Genomic DNA, 20998 nt, shown 5'->3' on the forward strand with positions numbered 1-20998 from the left:
GTGCGCGACCGGTAACGAGACTGCCTTTCCATATGCCTATCGCGCACTAAGGTGCGCCCCTACAAACCAGTCCCCAAGCAAGGAGCGGTTATGGCAAGTCTCGACGGAAAGGTTGCACTGATCACCGGAGCGGCAAGCGGCATCGGCAAAGCGATTGCCGAGCTGTACGCCAAGAACGGCGCGGCCGTGGCGATCGCCGACATCAACCAGCAGGCGGCCGATGCGGCGGCGGCGGAGATCAATGCGGCCGGTGGCAAGGCCATCGGTGTGGCGATGGACGTCACCGACGAGGCGGCGGTGAACGCCGGCACCGACAAGGTGGTGGCGGCGTTCGGCCGGCTGGATATCCTGATCTCCAATGCTGGCGTGCAGATCATCAACCCGATCGACCAGTTCGCTTTTGCCGATTGGAAGAAGATGCTGGCGATCCACCTCGACGGCGGCTTTCTCACCACCAAGGCCGCGCTGAAGTACATGTACAAAGACAAGCAGGGCGGCACCGTGATCTACATGGGTTCGGTGCACTCGCACGAAGCGTCCAAGCTCAAATCCGCCTATGTCACCGCCAAGCACGGCCTACTCGGCCTGGCCCGCACGTTGGCAAAGGAAGGCGCGGCTTATAACGTGCGCTCGCACGTGATCTGCCCGGGCTTTGTGCGCACGCCGCTGGTCGAGAAGCAGATTCCCGAGCAGGCCAAGGAACTGGGCATCAGCGAGGCCGACGTGATCAAGAACGTGATGCTCAAGGACACTGTGGACGGCGTATTTACCACGGTCGAGGACATCGCGGAAACCGCGCTCTTCCTGGCGGCGTTCCCCTCGGCGGCGCTGACGGGACAATCCTTCGTGGTCAGCCACGGCTGGTACATGCAGTAACCGCTTGTCGTCCCGCCATCTCTGGCGGGACGCATGCTTCGATGCGTTGCATGGAGTGCGCGCCGACGGCGCGCACCGAGCGGAACTGCCAAAGGGTTGCCCGATGAAGATCGCTGACATCAAAGCCAACGCGTTTGCCATGCCATTGACCAGCCCCGCGTTCCCGCGTGGGCCATACCGCTTCGTCAACCGCGAGTTCCTGGTTATCACCTACCGCACCGATCCCGATGCACTGCGCGCCGTAGTGCCGGAGCCGCTGGAAATCGGTGAGCCGCTGGTCAAGTACGAATTCATCCGCATGCCCGACTCCACCGGGTTCGGCGACTACACCGAATCGGGACAGGTGATTCCCGTCAGCTTCCGCGGCGAGCACGGCGGCTACGTGCATTCGATGTACCTCAATGACCATCCGCCGATCGCTGGCGGGCGCGAGTTGTGGGGTTTCCCGAAGAAACTCGCCAGTCCCGCGCTGGAAACCGAGATCGATACCCTCGTCGGCACGCTCGACTACGGCAAGGTGCGCGTGGCCAAGGCCACCATGGGCTTCAAGCATCGCGATGCGGATCATGCGGCGGTGCTGGCGTCGCTGGCCGCGCCGAATTTCCTGCTCAAGATCATCCCGCATGTGGATGGCACGCCGCGTATCTGCGAGCTGGTGCGTTACTTCACAACCAACGTCACCTTGAAGGGCGCGTGGGCGGGGCCGGCCTCGCTGGAGCTGCATCCGCATGCGCTGGCGCCGGTCGCCGATTTGCCGGTGCTGAAAATCGAATCCGCGGTGCATTTCATCACCGATCTCACGCTCGACCTCGGTACGGTGGTGCACGACTATCTGGCCGAGGTGTGATGCCATGAGCAACGACAAGAGCGGCGCGAATGTGCAGGCCATGGCGAAGGCGGTGCGCGAGACCTATCCCACCGTCGCGCTGGTGCTGCAAGGCGGTGGTGCGCTCGGTGCCTACCAGGCCGGTGTGTATCAGGCGCTGGCCGAGGCGGACCTGCGGCCAAGCTGGATTGCCGGTATTTCCATCGGCGCGCTCAATGCGGCGATCATCGCGGGCAATCCCATCGGGCATCGCGTGGAACGGCTGCGCGAGTTCTGGGAAACCATCTGTAGGCCGCCATTTTTCCCGGCCACGCCGGCACTTGATTACAGCGCATGGCCGCTGCCGTTCCAGAACGGGTTCAGCGGCATGGCGGCATGGCGCGCATTGACGGAAGGACAGTCAGGCTTTTTCTATCCGCGATTGCCGCCGCCGTTTCTGCAGCGGTCGGCCAGCCCCGCCACGGTCAGTTGGTACGACACCTCACCCCTGCGTAGCACGCTTGAGCGGTTGGTGGATTTCGACCTCATCAACGACAAGCGTTCGATGCGCGTATCAGTGGGCGCGGTGAATGTGCGCACCGGCAACTTCGCCTATTTCGATAATCGCCAGGGACCGCTGCGTGTCGAGCACTTCATGGCATCGGGTGCTTTGCCTCCAGGTTTCCCCGCGGTGGAGATCGACGGCGAGTTCTATTGGGACGGCGGTATGGTGTCGAACACGCCGCTGTACAAAGTGCTGTCGGAGCGGCCTTGCCACGATGCGCTGATTTTCCAGGTCGACTTGTGGCGGGCCACCGGGCAGTTGCCGCGCGATCTCGCTGGCGTGGCCGAGCGCGCCAAGGAAATCCAGTACTCCAGCCGCACGCGCCTGATCACCGAATACATGCGCCTGACCCAGGAGAACCAGCGCCTGGTGCATGACTTGATGGCGCTGGTGCTGCCGGAGCGGCGCAGCGATCCGGCCTACCGCCGCGCAGAGGCGCGTGCTTCGGGTGCGCTGACCAACCTGATCCATTTGATCTATAGCGACAAGCCGTACGAAGGGCACTACAAGGATTACGAGTTCAGTGCGAGCAGCATGCATACGCATTGGCAGAGTGGCCTGAGCGACATGCGGCATACGTTGTCGCATCCGCAGTGGCTGGAGGCGCCCGACGCTGAGCATCCGTTTGTTACCCACGACGTTCATCGGGGCTGATCGTCCGGCCCGTACCGCCGCATAGGGGGACCGAAGGTCAGGGCAAAAGCCTGAGCAAGGGCAACTTTGCTCTGACCTCATTTACTATAGACGTCCAAATCGCAAGTTCCATCGCGACGCTTTCGTTCTATACCCCTAAGGAAACTTCAATGACTCTCAAAGCGGCATTTATCGGGCTCGGTGCCATGGGCGCACCGATGGCGGGGCATCTGAAGTCCAAGGGTCTATTACATGCGGTGGCCAACCGCACGCAGTCAAAGGCGGATGCGCTGGCGCGGGAGCTGGGGGTGCTGGCGCCTTCGCTGGCGGAGCTGGCGGCGCAGTGCGATGTCGTCGCGCTATGTGTGACGGCTGATGCGGATGTGCTTGCGACGGTAGATACATTGACGCCGCATCTGAAAGCGGGTGCGGTCGTCGTCGATCATTCCACGGTTTCTCCCGATACCGCCAAGCAGGCTGCGGCGAGGTTGGCGGCGGTGGGCGTGGCTTTCCTGGATGCGCCGGTTTCCGGCGGGGTCGAGGGGGCGAAGAACGGCAAGCTGTCGGTGATGGTGGGTGGCGATGCGCAGGTATTGGAGAAGGCGCGGCCGGTGTTGGAAGCATATGCACTGCGCGTGACGCATCTGGGTGCAGTCGGTGCGGGGCAGGCGACCAAGGCGGTGAATCAGGTGCTGGTGGCCGGTATTGCGCAGGCGGTGTGCGAAGGCCTTGCGCTTGGCGAGGCGCTGGGCCTGGATGCCGAACGTTTGCTGCCCACGCTGGGCGCCGGTGCGGCGGGAAGCTGGTTCTTGGAGAAGCGTGGCGCCACCATGCTGCGCAACGAGTTCAGTGTTGGCTTCAAGCTTGCGTTGCTGCATAAGGATCTGGGCATCGTGCGTAGCATTGCCGAGGCCGCCGGCACGGATCGCACAGTGATCGAGAAGTCGCTGGCCGACTACGCCGAGCTGATGAGCCAGGGTTATGGCGACGACGATATCTCGGCGCTTATCCGCCTCAAGCGAAAGGGCTGAGCGGAGACCTTGGGCGCCAAGCCTGGCGGAAACTTGCCGGGTGGCATGCATGGGTATATAGGTGGCGCGCCTGCGCGGGGTAGTGCGCTGTGCCGCGGCAGGACGCAAGCCGTTCACCACTTTGCACTGAGAGGGGCCCATGGATATACCCAGCTTGGTTGTTCAATTGGTCAGTGGCGCAGTCGGCGGCAATGTCGCTGGCGCGGCGCTAAAGAACTTCAACCTCGGCACGCTCGGCAATTCGCTGGCCGGTATCGTCGGCGGCGGCATCGGGGGACAGATTCTGTCCGCCGTGCTTGGCGGTGGAGCGGGAGCGGCGGCTGCAGGAGCAGCCGGTGGCGGGATGGATCTCTCGTCCATCCTGACGCAAGTCGGCGGTGGTGGTGTGGGTGGCGCCATCCTGATGATCATCATTGGTTTGATCAAATCGAAGATGGGCAAATCGACCACGTGATCCAAACGACAAGGGCGCCATCGGCGCCCTTGTCGTTTCAGTGTGCTTGTTTGCCGCGCCAGCCGGCAGACAGAGTTACTTGCCTTCCTTCAATGCAATGGCATTGATGCCGGCCGAAGCCAGGCGCTGCTTAGTCGACTCCAGCTCGGTGGCTGACTTGAACGGACCCAGGCGCACGCGGTTGTAGGTCTGGCCGTTGACGTTGACCGAGGCCACGTTGGCGACAAAACCCTGCAGCGCCAGCTTGGCCTTCAGGGTATCTGCATCCGCGGCGCTCGGGAACGCGCCGACCTGCAACAGGTAACCACCACCGCCAGACGCCGCCGGCGGAGCGGCGGGTGCGGGCGCGGCGGTGACGTTCTCGGTCACGGCCGTCGGTGCATTGGCGGGTGCGCGCTGCGCGGCGGCCTGCTGCTGCGCCTGCTGTGCGGCCTGTGCCTGTTGCTGCGCGAGCTGCTGTTGTTTCTGTTGTTCCGCGCGGGCCTGGGCGCTGATCACGGCGTCCGGGATGCGCACTTCCTTCTCAGACAGCACCGAATAGAAATCAAACTGCGGTTTCTTTGGCGCCGGCGCGGATTCGGTGGCGGCCGGTTCGACCGCGCCAGCGTCGCTGCCGTGCTGCGCGGTAGCCTGCGGGTTCGGCTGCGGGGCGTCGCCGGGCCGCGTACCCATCGGCAGCTTGCCGCGCATGGCGAACATCAGCACGGCACCCACCAGGATGCCAATGACGGCCCAGCCCCAGGCCGGGAATCCACCGCCGTTGTTGCGCACGGCCTGACGGCCTTTGCCCTTGCGTGCTGCCATTTACATGCTCTCCGGGGCGCTGAGGCCCAGCAAATCCAGACCATTCCTGAGTACCTGCCGTGCCGCCACCACCAGGGCGAGGCGCGCGTCGCGCAGGTCCTTGTCTTCCACCAGGAACTGGTACGAGTTGTAGTACGTGTGGAACGCGTTCGCCAGTTCGCGCAGCCAGTTGGCGATCACATGCGGTTCGAGGTTCACTGCGGAAGCCTCGACCTGCTCCGGATACTTCGACAGTTCGGTCAGCAGGATCTGCTCGTGCTCGTTGTCCAGCCGCGCCAGCTGGGCCAGGCCATTCTGCAGATCGAAGGTGAACCCTTTCTCGCCGGCCTGGCGCAGCACGCTGCATACGCGGGCGTGAGCGTATTGAATGTAGTAAACCGGGTTGTCGTTGCTCTGCGAGCGGGCCAGGTCGATGTCGAACACCAGTTGCGAGTCGGCCTTGCGCGAGATCAGGAAGTAGCGCGTTGCATCTTTGCCGACCTCGTCGATCAGGTCGCGCAGGGTGACGTAGCTGCCGGCGCGCTTGGAGATCTTCACCTCTTCGCCGCCGCGCATCACTGTCACCATCTGGTGCAGCACGTACTCCGGCCAGCCCTTGGGAATGCCGCAATCCAGCGCCTGCAGGCCCGCCTTCACGCGGGCAAGCGAACCGTGATGGTCCGAACCAAGTTCGGTAATGGCGCGCACGTAGCCGCGCAGCCATTTGCTGCGGTGATAGGCCACGTCGGGCAGGAAGTAGGTGTAGGTGCCGTCGGACTTGCGCATGACGCGGTCCTTGTCGTCACCGAAATCGGTGGTGCGCAGCCACAGCGCGCCGCCTTCCTCGTAGGTGTGGCCATGGGCAACCAGTTCGCGCACGGTTTCCTCGACCTTGCCGTCGGTGTACAGCGAGGACTCGAGGAAATACGTGTCGAAACCGACGCCGAAGGCCTGCAGGTCCAAGTCCTGTTCACGGCGCAGGCTGGCGACGGCGAACTGGCGGATGGCGTCGAGGTTGTCGACGTCCTTGGCGCCTGTGATCGTGTGACCGTCGGCCACTACCGATTCGCCGGCCATATAGGCCTTGGCCACGTCAGCGATGTAGTCGCCGCGGTAACCATCCTCCGGCCAGCCGGCATCGCCGGGGGCAAGGCCGCGGGCGCGCGCCTGGGTGGAGATGGCCAGGTTCTGGATCTGCACGCCGGCGTCGTTGTAGTAGAACTCGCGCTTCACGTCCCAGCCGTTCGCGTCGAGCAGGCGGCTCAGGCAGTCGCCGATGGCCGCCGCACGGCCGTGGCCGACGTGCAGGGGGCCAGTCGGGTTGGCTGAGACGAACTCCACACCGGCGGTGATACCGTTGCCGCTGGTGTTGCGGCCGTAGGTGTCGCCTTCCGCCAGGATGCGGCGCACTTCGGCGTGATAGGCGCCCGGGGCCAGGAAGAAGTTGATGAAGCCCGGGCCGGCGATCTCCACTTTGGCCACCAGATCGTTGGCAGGCAGCGCGGCGACCAACTTTTCCGCCAGTTCGCGCGGCTTGGCGCGGGCCGGCTTGGCCAGCAGCATGGCCGCGTTGCTGGCGAAATCGCCGTGGTCGCGGTTGCGCGTGCGCTCGATCACGAAGTTCGGCACTTCGAGCTCGGCGGGCAGGGTGGAGTCGTTCTGCAGGGTATGGATGGCCTGCAGCAGCAAGTCGCGCAGCGGTTGTTTCACGGGAATGGGTCGGGCTTCGATGGAACCAGCAATCGTATCAGAGCCACATCACCGTCTCCGCACACAGGAGCGCTGGCGCTGGCGTGGCTTCCCCGCTTGCTGCGTTGCGAGCGTCCGGCCTGTGGATAAGTCTGTGGGGAAAGCTGGGGCGCGGCGAATGTGTAGCGGGATTTTCCGGGTGGAAATGCAAGTGTCATGAAAATAATTGTCTCAAATCAAATGGTTGGAGTGACAATCTGAGGGCTTCGACATAAGGCGGCCGGCAAGGGCCGTTTTTGCGTCTGTGTGCATAAGTTGGGCCGTCCCGGGGCCAGCACTTACGCCCCCGGCGACGTCATGCTCCTGTCATGCGGCGCCGCGACAATGCCGCCCGTACCCCCAAGCACCCTCCCCGCGGACGGGGTACGCGAGATGCCGTCACTCTCACCCTCCCCAAAAACGGCCTAACGGCGCGGTCCCCAACCGCGCCGTTGTTCTTTCTGGAGCCAAAGTGCCCAGCCCAGGTCAGCCATGGGCTAAGTGAAGGCGGGGCAGGTGCTTAGAGCATCCCCAGCGCCGCCATCGAAACCGGTTCATCCGTGCCGATGACCAGATGGTCGAGCACCCGCACGTCCACCAGTTGCAAGGTATCGCGCAACGCGCGGGTGATCGCGCGATCCGCGCTACTGGGCTCGGCCACGCCCGAAGGATGGTTATGCGCCAGGATCACCGCGCTGGCGTTGTGCTTGAGGCAGGCGCGAACCACTTCGCGTGGATGCACGCTGGCGCCGTCCACTGTGCCGCGGAACAGTTCCTCGAAGGCCAGCACGCGGTGCCGGTTGTCCAGATACAGGCAGGCAAAGACTTCGTATGGCAGGTGCCGCAGGCGGGCGCGCAGATAGTCGCCGCTGTCGCGCGGGTTGCGCAGGCCGGTGCCGGCAGTGAGCTGTTCGCCGAGCGAGCGGCGGGCCAGCTCCAGTGCGGCGACCAGGCGGGCCCGTTTGGCGGGGCCGATGCCGGGGCTTTGTGTGGTGTGGTCGGGGTCGGCCAGCAGAGCGTGCAGGCCGCCGGCACGGCCGATCAGTTCGCGCCCCAGGGTAATGGCGTCCTTGCCGCGTACGCCGCTGCCCAGCAACACGGCGATCAGTTCGGCGTCGGAAAGCCCATGGGTGCCACAGCGGAGAAGTTTTTCGCGGGGGCGTTCGCCCTCCGGCCAGTCACGAATACTCATGCGCTCAGCGTGTCGGATCGCGATGCGCCGGGGCAGCGGTGGAGAGAAGTGAATCCGGTAAGCTACGCGTCTGCCCGTTTGTCAGGCCCGTCTTACATGCAACTTGCCAACCGTCGCATCCTGCTCGGCGTGTCGGGCGGCATCGCCGCCTATAAGTCCTGCGAGCTGGTCCGCCGCCTGCGCGACCTCAGCGCCGACGTGCGCGTGGTCATGACCGAGGGCGCCACCCATTTCGTCAGCGCGACCACGTTCCAGGCACTGTCCGGCCAAGCGGTGCGGGTGAGTCTGTGGGACGAACAGGCCGAGATGGCGATGGGCCATATCGAGCTGGCGCGCTGGGCGGAGCGGATCATCATCGCGCCGGCTAGCGCCGACCTGATCGCCCGCCTTGCGCATGGCATGGCCAGTGACCTGCTGACCACCCTGTGCCTGGCCAGTGCCGCACCGCTCTATGTGGCGCCGGCCATGAACCAGCAGATGTGGGCGCACCCGGCGGTGCAGGAAAACGTGGCGACGTTGCGTCGCCGCGGCGTGCATCTGCTTGGTCCGGCTTCGGGCGACCAGGCCTGCGGCGATATCGGTTCCGGCCGCATGCTCGAACCGCTGGAATTGCGCGAGGCGCTGGTGGCTTCTTTTGGCAGCGAGGCGCTGCGCGGATTGAAGGTCGTCGTGAGCGCGGGGCCGACTTATGAAGACATCGACCCGGTGCGCTTCATCGGCAACCGCAGCTCCGGTCGCATGGGTTTCGCCGTGGCGGAGGCCGCCGCGCAGGCCGGCGCGGCGGTAACCCTGGTGGCCGGTCCGGTGACCCTGGCGACGCCGGCCGGTGTTGCGCATCGCATTGATGTGCGCAGTGCCGCTGAGATGCATGTCGCAGTGCTCGCGGCGGCCGCTCAGGCGGATATCTATGTGGGTGCCGCGGCAGTGGGCGACTATCGCCCTTCCGCGGTCGCCCCTCAGAAGCTGAAGAAGCACGGCGGCGCAGGGTTGACCCTGGAGCTGGCCGAGAATCCGGACATCCTGGCCAGTCTCTCTGCGCAAACCGTGCACCCCTTCCTGGTCGGATTCGCCGCGGAAACGCATGATGTGGCGTCCTACGCGCAGGACAAATTGCAACGCAAGGGATTGGACATGATTGCCGCCAACCAGGTGGGGGACGGCCTCGGTTTCGAGGCGGCCGACAATGCATTGAACCTCTACTGGGCCGGTGGTTCGGTGGAGCTGCCGCGCGCCAGCAAGACGGAGCTGGCGCACCAGCTCGTCGCGCAGGTCGCGCAGCGCTACAAGGCGGTACGCCAGTGACGGCCAAGTCGTCGGTGGTGGATGTCGAGCTGAAGATCCTCGACCCGCGTCTGGGGCAGAGCATCCCGTTGCCGCAGGCGGCGACCATCGGCAGTGCCGGCATGGATCTGCGTGCGGCCGTCGAAACGCCGCTAACCCTGGCGCCCGGCGAAAGTGCCCTGGTGCCCAGCGGCATCGCGATCCATATCGGCGACCCTGGCTGGTGCGCCTTGATCGTGCCGCGCTCGGGACTGGGTCATAAACATGGTCTGGTGATGGGCAATCTGGTGGGCGTGATCGACGCCGACTACCAGGGCCCGCTGATGATTTCCTGTTGGAACCGCGGCACGCAGCCCTACACCATTGAAGTGGGCGATCGCATCGCTCAGCTGCTGCTGGTGCCGGTAGCGCAGGCGCGTTTGAACGTAGTGACGGAATTCGCGCCTTCGCAGCGGGGCGAAGGCGGTTTTGGCTCGACTGGCGTCAACTGAATCACCACCTGTAGGGGACAGGGTATGGCGATAGACATCGCAAGGGGGCTGCGTGGCCGGCAGATCGACTGGCGGCGCCTGCTCTGGCTCGCTACCGGCACACTACTGGTGTTGCTGGGCTTGTTCTGTGCTTGGCAGACGTGGCTGATCGCCGACGAAGACAGTGCCATCGCGCGTGTGCACCAGGCACAGGATCAGGCCGTGCAGGCCATGGCGGCGGAGCTCGCCCAAGAGCGCGGGGTGCTAGAACATGCCCTGGCCGGACTGGATCTGGCGGCCCTGCAGGCTGATCCCGCACAGGCCACGGCCTCGCTGCGCAGCAAGCTGCCGCAGGTCCAGGTGCTGGAATTCTTCAGTGGCAGTCTCGACGAAGTGCTGCATGCCAACTATCGCGAGTTCGGTTACGCCAAAGCGGCGCAGCTGATGGCTGCACAGACCGCCGATGGCGACACGCTGGCGCAGACCATAGCCAGGAGCGGGAGCGATCGTCGCCTCACCTTAGTGTTGCCGGTCGGTGCGGCGCAGCGGCCCGCGGCCTGGGTCTGGTTCGAGTTGCCGTTTGCGCCGATGCAGGCACGTTTCGACGCTATTCTGCCGACAGAGGGCAGACTGGAGCTTCGTCAGGGCGATAATCGTGGCGATATGCGCCTGCTAGCCAATGGTGCGGCATCCGCTACCAACGAGGCGCAAGGCAAACCGGTGGCCGGCAGCACACTCAACGTAGTGGCGGCTTTGCCGGGCGCCTATATCGTGTTGCCGCGTTTCTGGCCGCTGACAGCCTTGTTGGCGCTGCTGGGATTGGGCGGTGGCGCTTACCTCTTATGGCTGCGCGATCGTTTGCCTGGCCAGCGCAAGACCGAACTTGAGGAACCGATTTTGTCCGATGTGATTGACAACACCCCCGAACCGGCCAAGCCAGTGGCCGTCCGTCCCGCCAAGCCTGCGATGACCCCTGCCGCACCAGTCAGTGTGGATCCGACCATCTTCCGCGCCTATGACGTGCGTGGCGTGGTCGGCAAGAGTCTGACTCGGGAGGTGGCCCAGCTGCTCGGCCAGGCGATCGGCACGGTGATGCGCGAGAAGGGGCTGCACGAGATCGTGGTGGGCCGCGACGGCCGCCTGTCGGGCCCGGAGCTGGCCGGCGCTTTGTCTGATGGCCTGCGCGAAGCGGGCATCGACGTGATCGACATCGGTGCTGTACCCACCCCGGTGGTCTATTACGCGGCTTACCGTTTCAACACCGGCAGCGGCGTGGCGGTTACCGGCAGCCACAACCCGCCCGACTACAACGGCTTCAAGATCGTGGTCGGTGGCGAAACCCTGTCTGAGGGCGCCATCCAGGATCTGTACCAGCGCATCGCCTCCAACGCGCTGGAGCGCGGTGGCAAGGGCAGTCTGCGCCATATCGATGTGGTGCCGGACTACATCGAGCGCATCACGTCCGACGTGCAGGCCGAGCGCCGCATGAAGATCGTGGTCGACTGCGGCAACGGCATCCCGGGTGCCGTGGCGCCGCAAGTGCTGGAAGGCATCGGCTGCGAGGTGATTCCGCTGTATTGCGATGTGGACGGCACCTTCCCGAACCACCATCCGGACCCGTCGGATCCGCACAACCTGGAAGACCTGATCCTCGCCGTGAAGAGCACCGGCGCGGACCTGGGCGTGGCCTTCGATGGTGACGGCGACCGCCTCGGCGTAATCACCAAGTCCGGTGAAATCATCTACCCGGATCGCACCCTGATGCTGTTCGCGCGCGATGTGCTGTCGCGCCAGCCGGGCGCCACTATCATCTATGACGTGAAGTGCACCGGCCATCTCAAGGGCCAGATTCTGGATGCCGGCGGCAGCCCGCTGATGTGGCGCACTGGCCACTCGCTGATCAAGAGCAAGATGCGCGAGACCGGGGCCGAGCTGGCCGGCGAGATGAGCGGCCACTTCTTCTTCAAGGAGCGCTGGTACGGCTTCGACGACGGCATCTACGCCGGTGCCCGCCTGCTGGAGATTCTTGCCGGCGATCCGGAAGAGCGCACGCCCGAAGAGATTTTCGCCACCTGCCCGAAGGGCGTCTCCACGCCTGAGCTGAAGATCGAGATGGCGGAAGGCGAGCACTATAAGTTCATGGAGAAGTTCCGCCAGACCGCGAGCTTCGGCGACGCGGCGCTCACCACGATCGATGGTGTGCGTGCAGATTGGCCGGACGGCTGGGGGCTGGTGCGTCCCTCGAACACTACGCCGATTCTGGTGCTGCGTTTCGATGCGGATAACGAGGCCGCACTCAAGCGCATCCAGAAGGTGTTCCGCGAGCAGCTGCATGCGGTCGATCCGGCGCTCAAGCTGCCGTTCTAACGCGGCACTCACTGCGTTCCAAAAAGAAACGCCACGCTATGCGTGGCGTTTCTTTTTTTACTGGCCTTTGGCCTGGATGGCCTTCAGTTCGCGATAGTGCTGCAACTGCTGTTCCATCTTCTGAGCAGCAGCGTCGCGTGTGGCTTGCTGACGATCCAGCGCGCCACGCTGCCCAGAGACGATGCCGCGCTGCTTGGCGATGCTGTCGTTGAGGAATTTCGGCACCGGCTGCTTGGCGCGCTCGAGGTCGCCAGCACGGGTCAGTAGATCCGTCAGCGCCTTTTCCTGGCTGTGCAGGTTAAGGCGGGTGGTGTTGATCTGCTGGTCGATGTTGTCCAGCTCTTGCTGCAACGAGGCTTTGTAGGCGGCCTCGTTGGGGTAGGCCGACAGCATCTGCGAGTCGTTGCGGGCACGTTCCTGGGTGGCACGTTGCTGTGCCGCTTGCTCGTCGGCCTGCTTGCGCGCGGCGGCGCGCTCCTCGGGATTGAGCTGGCGTTCGACGTGCTGGATCACCAGGCCGCGGTCATTGACCACGTCGTAGCCATATTTGATGGCATCGGTGGTGAGGCTGTCGCTGTAGTGCGGCAGACCCTGGCCATCGCGCCATTTGTAGCGCATGCCATTGCTGTTCTGCGCGACTGCGGTGAACGAACTGGCCGCCAGGATAGCGGCGGCAACCATGAAACCGGCTTTACGCATGGACTTCCCCCTTGAGCGCGGGAGTATAGCCTTCACCAGTAGAGGTTCCGGCGACGTCAAGGTTACCGCTGTGACGCGGTTCTCCCCGGCAGCCCGTCGAGGGATTCATGCCGTGACGCCGTAGCGTTCCCGGTATGTCTGCAGGCGCGCATGCTCGCTCGCCAGCTCCGGGCGCTCGCCCGCGTAAGTCATGACGTCGGCGAGGCTGGTGATGGCGATCACAGGAATGCCGAATTCGGCCGTGACTTCCTGTGCCGCGGACAACGAACCCTGCCCGCGTTCCTGGCGGTCCAGGGCGATCAATACGCCGGCCGGCGTGGCGCCCTGGGCGTGAATCAGCGCCAGCGATTCGCGCACGGCGGTGCCGGCGGTCATCACATCGTCCACGATCAGCACGCGACCCTTCAGGGGAGCGCCTACCAGTACGCCACCTTCGCCGTGGTCCTTGGCTTCCTTGCGGTTGTACGCCCATGGCAGGTCATGGTTATGGTGGTCGGCCAGCGCGATCGCCGTGGCGGCTGCCAGCGCAATGCCCTTGTAGGCGGGACCGAACAGCATGTCGACCTTGAGCCCTGCATTCACCACGGCGGCGGCATAGGCGCGCCCCAGGCGTGCGAGCGCGGCGCCGGAATCGATGCGGCCCATGTTGAAAAAATACGGACTCTGGCGGCCGGATTTGAGTGTGAACTCGCCGAAACGCAGCACTTCGCGCTGCAGGGTAAGTTCAATGAAATCGCGCTGATAATCGTGCACGGCAGGTCTCGCAAGCGTTGGTGATCAGGGAAGCGGACGCCACATCAGATGCTGCGGCCCGGAACGGCCGCCATGGTACAGCGCCCCGCTATCCACGAAGCCGGTCCGCTGGTAAAGCGCCAGCGCCGCGAGGTTGCGGCAGTTCACGGTGAGCACCAGCAAGCGTGCATCCGGGTGTCGCGTAGCCAGGTCGATGCGCAGCGCTTCGAGGGCGGCCGCACCGAAGCCTCGGCCTTGCCAGCGGGTGTCGATAAAGAACGAGCGCAGCCCTAGCGCCGGCACGTCGAAATCGCGGTCCGCCACCGTGCGGGCGCTGTGCTCGATACGGTAGTAACCCACCGGCATGTTTTCGAGCAGGATCGCCATGGGCGTGCTGGCGGGACATTGCTCGGCATCGGCCAGCGATACGTCGATGGGGCTGACGTAAGCGTACTGCTCGGGCTGTACCTGCAATCCGAGTACGGCGGAACGAAGCGTGGCATCGACGGGAGCGACGCGAATGGCAGGAGGGGCGGACATGGTTGCTATGATGGCGCATCACCTGAGGACCTCGCATGCGCATCATCAGCCTGAACGCCAATGGCATCCGCTCCGCCGCGACCAAGGGCGTGTTCGAATGGCTCCGCAAGCAAAAGGCCGACGTCGTCTGTCTGCAGGAAACCAAGGCGCAGGAGGATCAACTCAGCGATCCGATGTTCCGTCCCGATGGGCATCATTGCTTCTATCGCGACGCCAGCAGCAAGAAGGGCTACAGCGGCGTGGCGATCTACGCCAGGCGCGAGCCGGACAAGGTGCTGACTGAGCTGGGCTGGGACGAATTCGACAATGAAGGGCGCTACATCGAAGCGCGCTTCGGCAATCTCAGCGTGGTGTCGCTGTACGTGCCGTCCGGTTCGTCCGGCGACGAGCGGCAACAGTTCAAGTTCAAGGTGATGGAATGGATCACGCCGATCTTCCAGCAGTGGCTGGAGAGCGGGCGCGACTATGTGATCTGTGGCGACTGGAACATTGTCCACACCAAGAACGACATCAAGAACTGGACCTCCAACCAGAAGAATTCCGGCTGTCTTCCCGAAGAGCGCGCGTGGCTGGATCTGTTGTTCAAGGAGCGCGGCTGGGTGGACAGCTTCCGCGCTTTGAAGCCCGATGCGGTCGAATACACCTGGTGGTCCAATCGCGGCCGCGCCCGCGAGAACAATGTGGGGTGGCGCATCGACTATCAGGTGGTGACACCCTCGCTGCGCGATCGCCTGAAAGCCTGCTCGGTTTATCGAGACGAACGTTTCTCCGACCACGCGCCGTTTATCGTCGACTATGCCGACTGAGATGGCGGCAAAGCCGACCGCCGCGACCAAACCCGCGCGGCTGTCAGTGTGGAGAGCATTTTCGCAGCCTGCGGCCTGGACCATGTTCCTGCTCGGCTTTTCGTCCGGGCTACCTTTTCTGCTGGTCGCCGGCACGCTGGCGTACTGGCTCAAGGAAAAGGGCATCGAGCTGAAAGACATCACGATGATCGCGAGCGCGGGGATGACTTACGCGTTCAAGTTCGTCTGGGCGCCGTTGCTCGACCATTGGAAGCTTCCTGGATTTCGACGCCTCGGACAGCGCCGCGGCTGGCTGTTGTTTGCACAGCTGGGTGTGACCGCCGGGCTACTCGCTATGGCGGTACTGACGCCCGCACAGCTAGCGCCTTTCGTTGGCGCGACGCTGGTGGTGGCATTCTTCGGCGCTACCCAGGACATTGCGGTGGACGCTTACCGCATTGAGATCGCGCCGGTAGAAGCCCAGGGTGCATTGGTCGCGACCTATTCGCTGGGTTATCGCATCGCGCTGATCGTGGCTGGCGCATTTGCCTTGATCCTGGCTGACCATGTGCCGTGGAGTTGGGTCTACGTGGCCATGGCAATCGGCATGAGCCTGCCGATCGCCACCACGCTGATGTCGCGCGAGCCGGATGTGGTTCGCGCCAGGCCGCGCGGCTGGGGTGAGGCCATGCGCGAGGCGGTGGTGGATCCCTTCACCGATTTCTTCCGTCGCTATGGCTGGCATATTGCCGGCGTGACGCTGTTGTTCATCCTGCTGTTCAAGATTCCCGAGCAGGCGACCATCGGCGGCGTGATGAGTCCGTTCTACCGCGACATGGGTTTCTCCAAGACCGAGATCGGCACCATCACCAAGATCTATGGCATCTGGATCGGCATCGTCGGCGTGTTCATTGGCGGTGCGGCGGTGGCGCGCTGGGGCGCATGGCGCACCCTGGGGGTGACCATCGTGCTCTGCGGTGCCACCAATCTGCTGTATCTGCTGGTGATCGCGCATCCCGGGAATCTGCTGGTACTGACCCTGGTCATTTCCTGCGAGAACCTGACCCTGGGCATCCTGGGGCCGCCGACGGTGGCGTTTCTTTCCTCGTTGGTGAATCGCCAGCACACAGCGACGCAGTACGCACTGCTCAGTTCGATGGTGAACCTGCCGGGCAAGCTGCTGGGTTTCTTTGCCGGCGGTATAGCCATGTCTACGGGCTACGGCGCGTACTTCGTCATCACCGTGGTGGCGATCCTGCCGGCGACGCTGTTGTTCCTGTATTTGTGGCCTTATCACCGGGGCGCCGAGCGGGCACGGGAGGCGAGCGAAGCCGGTTAGACCCCATGCAGTCCGGGCGACTCGCCAGGATTGCCAACCACGCCGCGGATTCAGCCAAACGGCCGACTTGCCAGTTGGCGGCGCCGTGATCACCATGCCCGCATCAGGGGGCCATGCGTGGATTGCGGAGTAGCGCCTGTGCCAGACATCGTCATTCGCCATATCGACAATCTGATGGCCGAGCGCATCAAGTCGTTGGCCAAAGACAGGCAATGGTCGATCAATGATGTCGTGCTGCATGCCTTGCGGCACGGCTTGGGTATGGCGGCCAGCGGCAACATCTTTGCCGAGACCATGCTCGATCCCGGTGAGCTGACGGTGCTGAGCGGCCAGTGGGATGCCAAGGAGAAGGCGGCGTTCCAGGAGGCTATCCAGGCGTTGTCATTGGCACAGCCGACGCAGCTCTCGCCAGCGAACCTGGCCTTGGACGAACCCTTAAGCTGAAGTCGGGTAGATGGCGCCCAGAACACGTGGTCCGCGTGCGCCGGTAACCGTCGGCAAGTTGCCGGGTAGTCCCAACAGGCGCTGCCGCGCCAGCCAAGCGAAGGCGGTGGCTTCCAGGTAGTCCGGATCCACACCAAAGCTCGCCGTGCTCTCCACTGTCCGTGGGGCCAGCAAATCCGCAAGCCGCCGCATCAACATGCCGTTGTGCACGCCGCCGCCACAGGCCAGGACGTCGACCGCATCCGGCGCGACGCGCTCGATAGCTTCGGCCACGCTACGAGCGGAAAACTCCAGCAGCGTTGCCTGTACGTCGGCTGGAGCAAGCGTGGCGACACGTGGATGCGCGTCCAGCCACGTCAGGTGAAAGTGTTCGCGGCCGGTACTCTTGGGCGGGGGCAGGGCGAAGTAGGGATCGGCCAGCAATGCAGCAAGCAGGGATTGATCCACTGTGCCGCTGCGCGCGAATTCGCCATCCCGATCGAAAGCTTCGCCACGATGGCGCAGACACCAGGCGTCCATCAGCCCGTTGGCGGGACCGGTGTCGAAGCCGAAGACACGGCCATCGGCACCCAGCACGGTGATGTTCGCAATGCCGCCAAGGTTGAGTACCACACGGGTCTTCCCCGCAGCGGAAAGCAGCATCGCGTGTACTGCCGGCAGTAAGGGCGCGCCTTGACCACCCGCGGCGACGTCGGCGCGGCGAAAATCCGCAACCACGTCGATGCCGCAGCGCTCGGCGATCACCGAGGGGTCGCCGACCTGCAACGTAAAGGGATGCTCGCCATGCGGGCGGTGTCGCAGGGTTTGTCCGTGCGACCCCACTGCGCGTACGGCGGATGCCGGTGTGCCGCTGTGTTCCAACAGCCGTTGCGTGGCTTCTGCAAAGCACTGGCCGATGGCGACATCAAGCCGACCATAAGCATCGAGATCCAGACGGGTTTCATCCTGCGCCACAGCGAGAATGCGAGTGCGCAACGCTGCCGGCCACGGGTGGGTAAGCGCGGCCACTAGTTGTGGCTGGTTCTGCTCGAAGCGCACCAGCGCGGCATCAATACCGTCGGCGCTGGTGCCAGAGATCAGACCGATATAAAGCGCGGTGGCGTCATCCACGTGCGACTCAGGCTCAGTCGTCGTTGCGACCGCTGGCGCGGGCCAGCTTGACGTTGGCGTCCAGTGTCTTGAGGCGGGCCAGTTGCGGCTGCACAACTTGCGACTTGAACTTGGCCAGCTGGGCGCCGGGCAGGGGCTCGGGCTTGGGCAAGGTCACTTTCTGCGGATCGCGCTGGACGTTGTTGACGCGGAATTCGTAGTGCAGATGCGGGCCGGTGGCGAGACCCGTCATGCCAACGTAGCCAATCACGGAGCCCTGGCTCACGTGCTGGCCGAGTTTCACGTTGGCGAACTTGGACATATGTCCGTAGGCCGTACTGATCGAGCTGTTGTGTTGGATGACCACAAAGTTGCCGTAGCCATTCATCCAACCCTTGAACTTCACCACGCCGTCGCCGGCTGCATGGATCGGCGTGCCGGTGGGAGCGGCATAGTCCACACCCTGGTGTGCGCGCATGCGGCCCAGGATCGGATGCATGCGGGCCGCGCTGAACTGCGAGGAGATGCGGGTGAAGTCCACCGGAATACGCAGGAATGACTTCTGGATCGTGCGGCCGTCCTCACTGAACCAGCCGTAGCTGCCGTCATCCTTCTTGAAGCGGTAGGCCGTGTAGCGGTCACCCTGATTCACGAACTCGGCGGCAACGATCTCGCCCTCGTGCAGGTACGCACCATCGCGATACACGTCATCGTAGATCACGGTGAAGCTGTCGCCTTCGCGCAGGTCCTGCACAAAGTCGATATCGTATTTGAAGAGTTCGGCCAGCTTGAGCACCATCGCGTTGCTCATGCCCGCCTTCGAGCCGGCGGCGAACAGCGAGCTGTCGATGCTGCCGTGTACTACGTGCTCGCGATGCTCCACTTCGCGCGTCTGCGCGGTTACCGTGGGCTTGTCGCCATCGAAGCGGACGATGGCGCGATTGGATTCGTCTTTGTCGAAGCGGATGCCGCGCAGGCTGCCATCGCTGCCGAGCAGGAAGTCGAACTCCTGGCCCGGGTGGATGTTATGCAGCGCCTTGGCATCGCGCGCTTCATCCATCACGCGCTGTAAATCGGTAAGACTTAGACCCTGGCCCTGGAAGATGTCGGATAGCGTCTGGCCGGGCTGCACCTGCACGATGTGCCAGTCTTCCACCGTCGGGGCATGGACGGTGGTCGGCAGCGCCTTGGGCAGGGCCAGCGGCAGCATGGTGTGGGCGGCGGGTGCCGGGTCGGGGCGCATGGCGCTGGCCCAGGCGGGAATAATGAAGCCGGAAAGTACGGTGATGAGCATCGCGGTGCCCGCGAGCATCCATCGTTCGCGATGCCAGCGGATCGGCTCGGCGTCGGTGTGATTACAGAACGACCAATGGGAGAAACGCTCGTAGAAATGGGAGTGTCGGCGCTGCGCCTTACGGCGGATAGCCTGCTTGCGCGCCGCGCGCGCGATCAGTGTTTCCTCTCCCATGCCCTGCGTGCCCCGCGGTACAAATTATGTAATGCCGCGTACCATAACGGTCATGTGTAAATGGCGTCAACGCCTTTTCCATCAATGGTTTGCGCGATCTTTCCGATTAACGCACAATTAACGCAGCGACGTGACGGCCGTCGATGGTTTGGCTGTCTAGACAATCAAGATTTGAGGACGACATGAACGAGCTTGAGCAGGCCCTGGCCACCATTGCGCGAGGCGCCGACGAGATCATCAAGCAGGAGGAATTGGTCGAGCGGCTCAAGAGCGGGCGTCCGCTGCGCATCAAGGCGGGTTTCGATCCGACCGCGCCGGATCTGCATCTAGGCCATACCGTGCTGTTGAACAAGATGCGCCAGTTCCAGGATCTGGGGCACCAGGTGATTTTTCTTATTGGCGACTTCACCGGCATGATCGGTGACCCCACTGGCAAGAACGTCACACGCAAGCCATTGACGCGCGAAGACGTGCTGGCCAATGCCGAGACCTACGCCGAGCAGGTCTACAAAGTGCTCGATCGCGACAAAACCGAGCTGCGCTTCAACTCCGAATGGTTCGGCCAGATGACCGCGGCCGACATGATCAAGCTCGCGGCCCAACATACCGTGGCACGCATGCTTGAACGCGATGACTTCGCCAAGCGCTATGCCGCACAACAGCCGATCGCGATCCATGAGTTCCTGTATCCGCTGGTGCAGGGCTACGACTCGGTTGCGCTCAAATGCGACGTCGAGCTCGGCGGCACCGATCAGAAATTCAACCTGCTGATGGGGCGCGCGCTGCAGGAGCACCACGGCCAACCGCCACAAATCGTGCTGACCATGCCTCTGCTGGAAGGCCTGGATGGCGTCAACAAGATGTCCAAGTCGCTGGGCAACTACATCGGCATCAACGAACCGGCGATCGATATCGTCACCAAGACCATGAAGATCGGCGATGAGCTGATGTGGCGCTGGTTCGAGCTGCTCAGCTTCGAAGTGTCGCTGAGTGAGATGGAACAGATGAAAGGCGATATCCAGAGCGGTGCGCTGAATCCGCGTGATGCCAAGCTGCGTCTCGCGCACGAACTGGCTGCGCGCTTCCACGGCGTGACCGCCGCCGAGCAGGCTATCGCCGGCTGGCATGCCGTGGTGCGTGGCGAGGGTGATACCAACTTGCTGCCGCTAACCGAAATTGTTGTGCCCGCAGAGGGTCTTCGACTCCCCGCATTACTTACGGCGGCGGGGCTTACGTCGAGCAACTCGGAGGCGAACCGCAAACTTAAAGAGCGTGCGGTGCGCATCGACACCGAAGTCGTGGAGGACGCGCAGCGTGTGTTCGAGGCGGGCTTTGAGGCTGTGCTGCAGGTGGGTAAGCGCAACTTTGCCCGTGTTGCTTTGAAGCTTGCTTGAGTGTGGGTGGCGGGTTGTTTCCGGCAACTCGACTCTCTGCATGCGCGTGCTTCATGTAAGAACAAGCGGTTACGAAAAATTTCAAAATAATTTCACAAAAGCGCTTGTCAAAACGGGGCCTCCTCCCTAGTATTCGCCACCCCGCCGCGACGCATCTTCTTCGCACGGCAACCACCACTGAAAAAACTTTTCGGCAGGTGTTGACGGACTAGAAAGACGATGTAGAATGGGCGGCTCACCCGGGACGAAACGTCTCGGGGCGATCGGAAGAAACGGTCGCAAGTGATTGATCTTTGACAGTGTGCGCAGGTGACTTGTGTGGG

The 20998-nt window shown here is 63.6% G+C and carries 20 protein-coding genes; 12 read left to right on the forward strand and 8 right to left on the reverse strand.

All coding sequences use genetic code 11. The features are described 5' to 3' along the window. Positions 1–90: 90 nt before the first annotated feature. The 5 genes from ISS97_RS00915 to ISS97_RS00935 all read left to right on the forward strand — a co-directional run bounded on the left by ISS97_RS00915 (position 91) and on the right by ISS97_RS00935 (position 4364). A complete protein-coding gene (locus tag ISS97_RS00915; RefSeq protein ID WP_379987249.1) occupies positions 91–876 on the forward strand; it encodes a 3-hydroxybutyrate dehydrogenase in 786 nt (261 codons plus the stop codon). A gap of 103 nt (positions 877–979) precedes the next feature. Next, positions 980–1723, forward strand: a complete 744-nt coding sequence (locus ISS97_RS00920) for an acetoacetate decarboxylase (protein ID WP_379987248.1) — start codon at positions 980–982, stop codon at positions 1721–1723. Positions 1724–1727: 4 nt separating this feature from the next. Beyond that, a complete protein-coding gene (locus ISS97_RS00925; RefSeq protein ID WP_379987247.1) occupies positions 1728–2900 on the forward strand; it encodes a DUF3734 domain-containing protein in 1173 nt (390 codons plus the stop codon). A 149-nt stretch (positions 2901–3049) separates the two neighbouring features. Then, positions 3050–3910 carry an NAD(P)-dependent oxidoreductase gene (locus ISS97_RS00930; protein ID WP_379987246.1) on the forward strand — a complete coding sequence of 287 codons (861 nt, stop codon included), beginning with the start codon at positions 3050–3052 and terminating at the stop codon, positions 3908–3910. A 139-nt stretch (positions 3911–4049) separates the two neighbouring features. After that, entirely contained in the window at positions 4050–4364 is a 315-nt protein-coding gene (locus ISS97_RS00935; RefSeq protein WP_379987245.1) for a hypothetical protein, read from the forward strand. 75 nt (positions 4365–4439) lie between these two features. On the opposite strand, the gene ISS97_RS00940 is transcribed toward ISS97_RS00935, so the two are convergent. The 3 genes from ISS97_RS00940 to radC form a co-directional block, all read right to left on the reverse strand. Next, the gene (locus ISS97_RS00940; RefSeq protein WP_379987244.1) at positions 4440–5168 is read right to left on the reverse strand and encodes an SPOR domain-containing protein; all 729 of its coding nucleotides are present in this window, start codon (positions 5166–5168) and stop codon (positions 4440–4442) included. Beyond that, complete coding sequence (gene argS / locus ISS97_RS00945) at positions 5169–6857, reverse strand: arginine--tRNA ligase (protein ID WP_379987243.1); 1689 nt, start codon at positions 6855–6857, stop codon at positions 5169–5171. A gap of 538 nt (positions 6858–7395) precedes the next feature. Then, positions 7396–8067 carry a RadC family protein gene (gene radC / locus ISS97_RS00950; protein WP_379987242.1) on the reverse strand — a complete coding sequence of 224 codons (672 nt, stop codon included), beginning with the start codon at positions 8065–8067 and terminating at the stop codon, positions 7396–7398. Between the two features lie 96 nt (positions 8068–8163). On the opposite strand from radC, the gene coaBC reads away from it, so the two are divergent. The 3 genes from coaBC to ISS97_RS00965 are packed head-to-tail and all read left to right on the forward strand — an operon-like array spanning position 8164 to position 12185. Beyond that, on the forward strand, positions 8164–9369 hold the full coding sequence (gene coaBC / locus ISS97_RS00955) for a bifunctional phosphopantothenoylcysteine decarboxylase/phosphopantothenate--cysteine ligase CoaBC (RefSeq protein ID WP_379987241.1): 1206 nt from the start codon (positions 8164–8166) through the stop codon (positions 9367–9369). Between the two features lie 14 nt (positions 9370–9383). Beyond that, entirely contained in the window at positions 9384–9839 is a 456-nt protein-coding gene (gene dut, locus ISS97_RS00960) for a dUTP diphosphatase (protein WP_379987416.1), read from the forward strand. Positions 9840–9863: 24 nt separating this feature from the next. Continuing rightward, positions 9864–12185, forward strand: a complete 2322-nt coding sequence (locus tag ISS97_RS00965) for a phosphomannomutase/phosphoglucomutase (RefSeq protein WP_379987240.1) — start codon at positions 9864–9866, stop codon at positions 12183–12185. 57 nt (positions 12186–12242) lie between these two features. On the opposite strand, the gene ISS97_RS00970 is transcribed toward ISS97_RS00965, so the two are convergent. The 3 genes from ISS97_RS00970 to ISS97_RS00980 all read right to left on the reverse strand — a co-directional run bounded on the left by ISS97_RS00970 (position 12243) and on the right by ISS97_RS00980 (position 14156). After that, the gene (locus ISS97_RS00970; protein ID WP_379987239.1) at positions 12243–12884 is read right to left on the reverse strand and encodes a DUF4124 domain-containing protein; all 642 of its coding nucleotides are present in this window, start codon (positions 12882–12884) and stop codon (positions 12243–12245) included. Between the two features lie 105 nt (positions 12885–12989). Then, positions 12990–13637, reverse strand: coding sequence for an orotate phosphoribosyltransferase (gene pyrE / locus ISS97_RS00975; protein ID WP_379987238.1), 648 nt, complete (start codon positions 13635–13637; stop codon positions 12990–12992). Between the two features lie 24 nt (positions 13638–13661). Further along, positions 13662–14156: a GNAT family N-acetyltransferase gene (locus ISS97_RS00980; RefSeq protein WP_379987237.1), complete on the reverse strand. Its 495-nt coding sequence runs from the start codon at positions 14154–14156 to the stop codon at positions 13662–13664. Positions 14157–14191: 35 nt separating this feature from the next. Between ISS97_RS00980 and ISS97_RS00985 the strand changes: the two genes are divergently transcribed. The 3 genes from ISS97_RS00985 to ISS97_RS00995 all read left to right on the forward strand — a co-directional run bounded on the left by ISS97_RS00985 (position 14192) and on the right by ISS97_RS00995 (position 16724). Beyond that, positions 14192–14962 (forward strand): exodeoxyribonuclease III, encoded by a 771-nt coding sequence (locus ISS97_RS00985; RefSeq protein WP_379987236.1) that lies wholly within the window; start codon positions 14192–14194, stop codon positions 14960–14962. 1 nt (position 14963) lies between these two features. Beyond that, the gene (locus tag ISS97_RS00990; protein ID WP_379987235.1) at positions 14964–16280 is read left to right on the forward strand and encodes an AmpG family muropeptide MFS transporter; all 1317 of its coding nucleotides are present in this window, start codon (positions 14964–14966) and stop codon (positions 16278–16280) included. 138 nt (positions 16281–16418) lie between these two features. Then, the gene (locus ISS97_RS00995) at positions 16419–16724 is read left to right on the forward strand and encodes a hypothetical protein (protein ID WP_379987234.1); all 306 of its coding nucleotides are present in this window, start codon (positions 16419–16421) and stop codon (positions 16722–16724) included. Here ISS97_RS00995 and ISS97_RS01000 read toward each other — a convergent pair. Both ISS97_RS01000 and ISS97_RS01005 read right to left on the reverse strand, forming a co-directional pair. Further along, the gene (locus ISS97_RS01000) at positions 16716–17834 is read right to left on the reverse strand and encodes an anhydro-N-acetylmuramic acid kinase (protein ID WP_379987233.1); all 1119 of its coding nucleotides are present in this window, start codon (positions 17832–17834) and stop codon (positions 16716–16718) included. The two genes, ISS97_RS00995 and ISS97_RS01000, sit on opposite strands and share 9 nt — an antisense overlap. 13 nt (positions 17835–17847) lie before the next feature. Then, positions 17848–19281 (reverse strand): OapA family protein, encoded by a 1434-nt coding sequence (locus ISS97_RS01005; protein WP_379987232.1) that lies wholly within the window; start codon positions 19279–19281, stop codon positions 17848–17850. 182 nt (positions 19282–19463) lie between these two features. Between ISS97_RS01005 and tyrS the strand changes: the two genes are divergently transcribed. After that, positions 19464–20675 (forward strand): tyrosine--tRNA ligase, encoded by a 1212-nt coding sequence (tyrS, locus tag ISS97_RS01010; RefSeq protein WP_379987231.1) that lies wholly within the window; start codon positions 19464–19466, stop codon positions 20673–20675. Positions 20676–20998 lie beyond the last annotated feature (323 nt).

It is taken from the genome of Dyella koreensis, assembly GCF_044904565.1.
Lineage (GTDB): Bacteria > Pseudomonadota > Gammaproteobacteria > Xanthomonadales > Rhodanobacteraceae > Dyella_D > Dyella_D koreensis.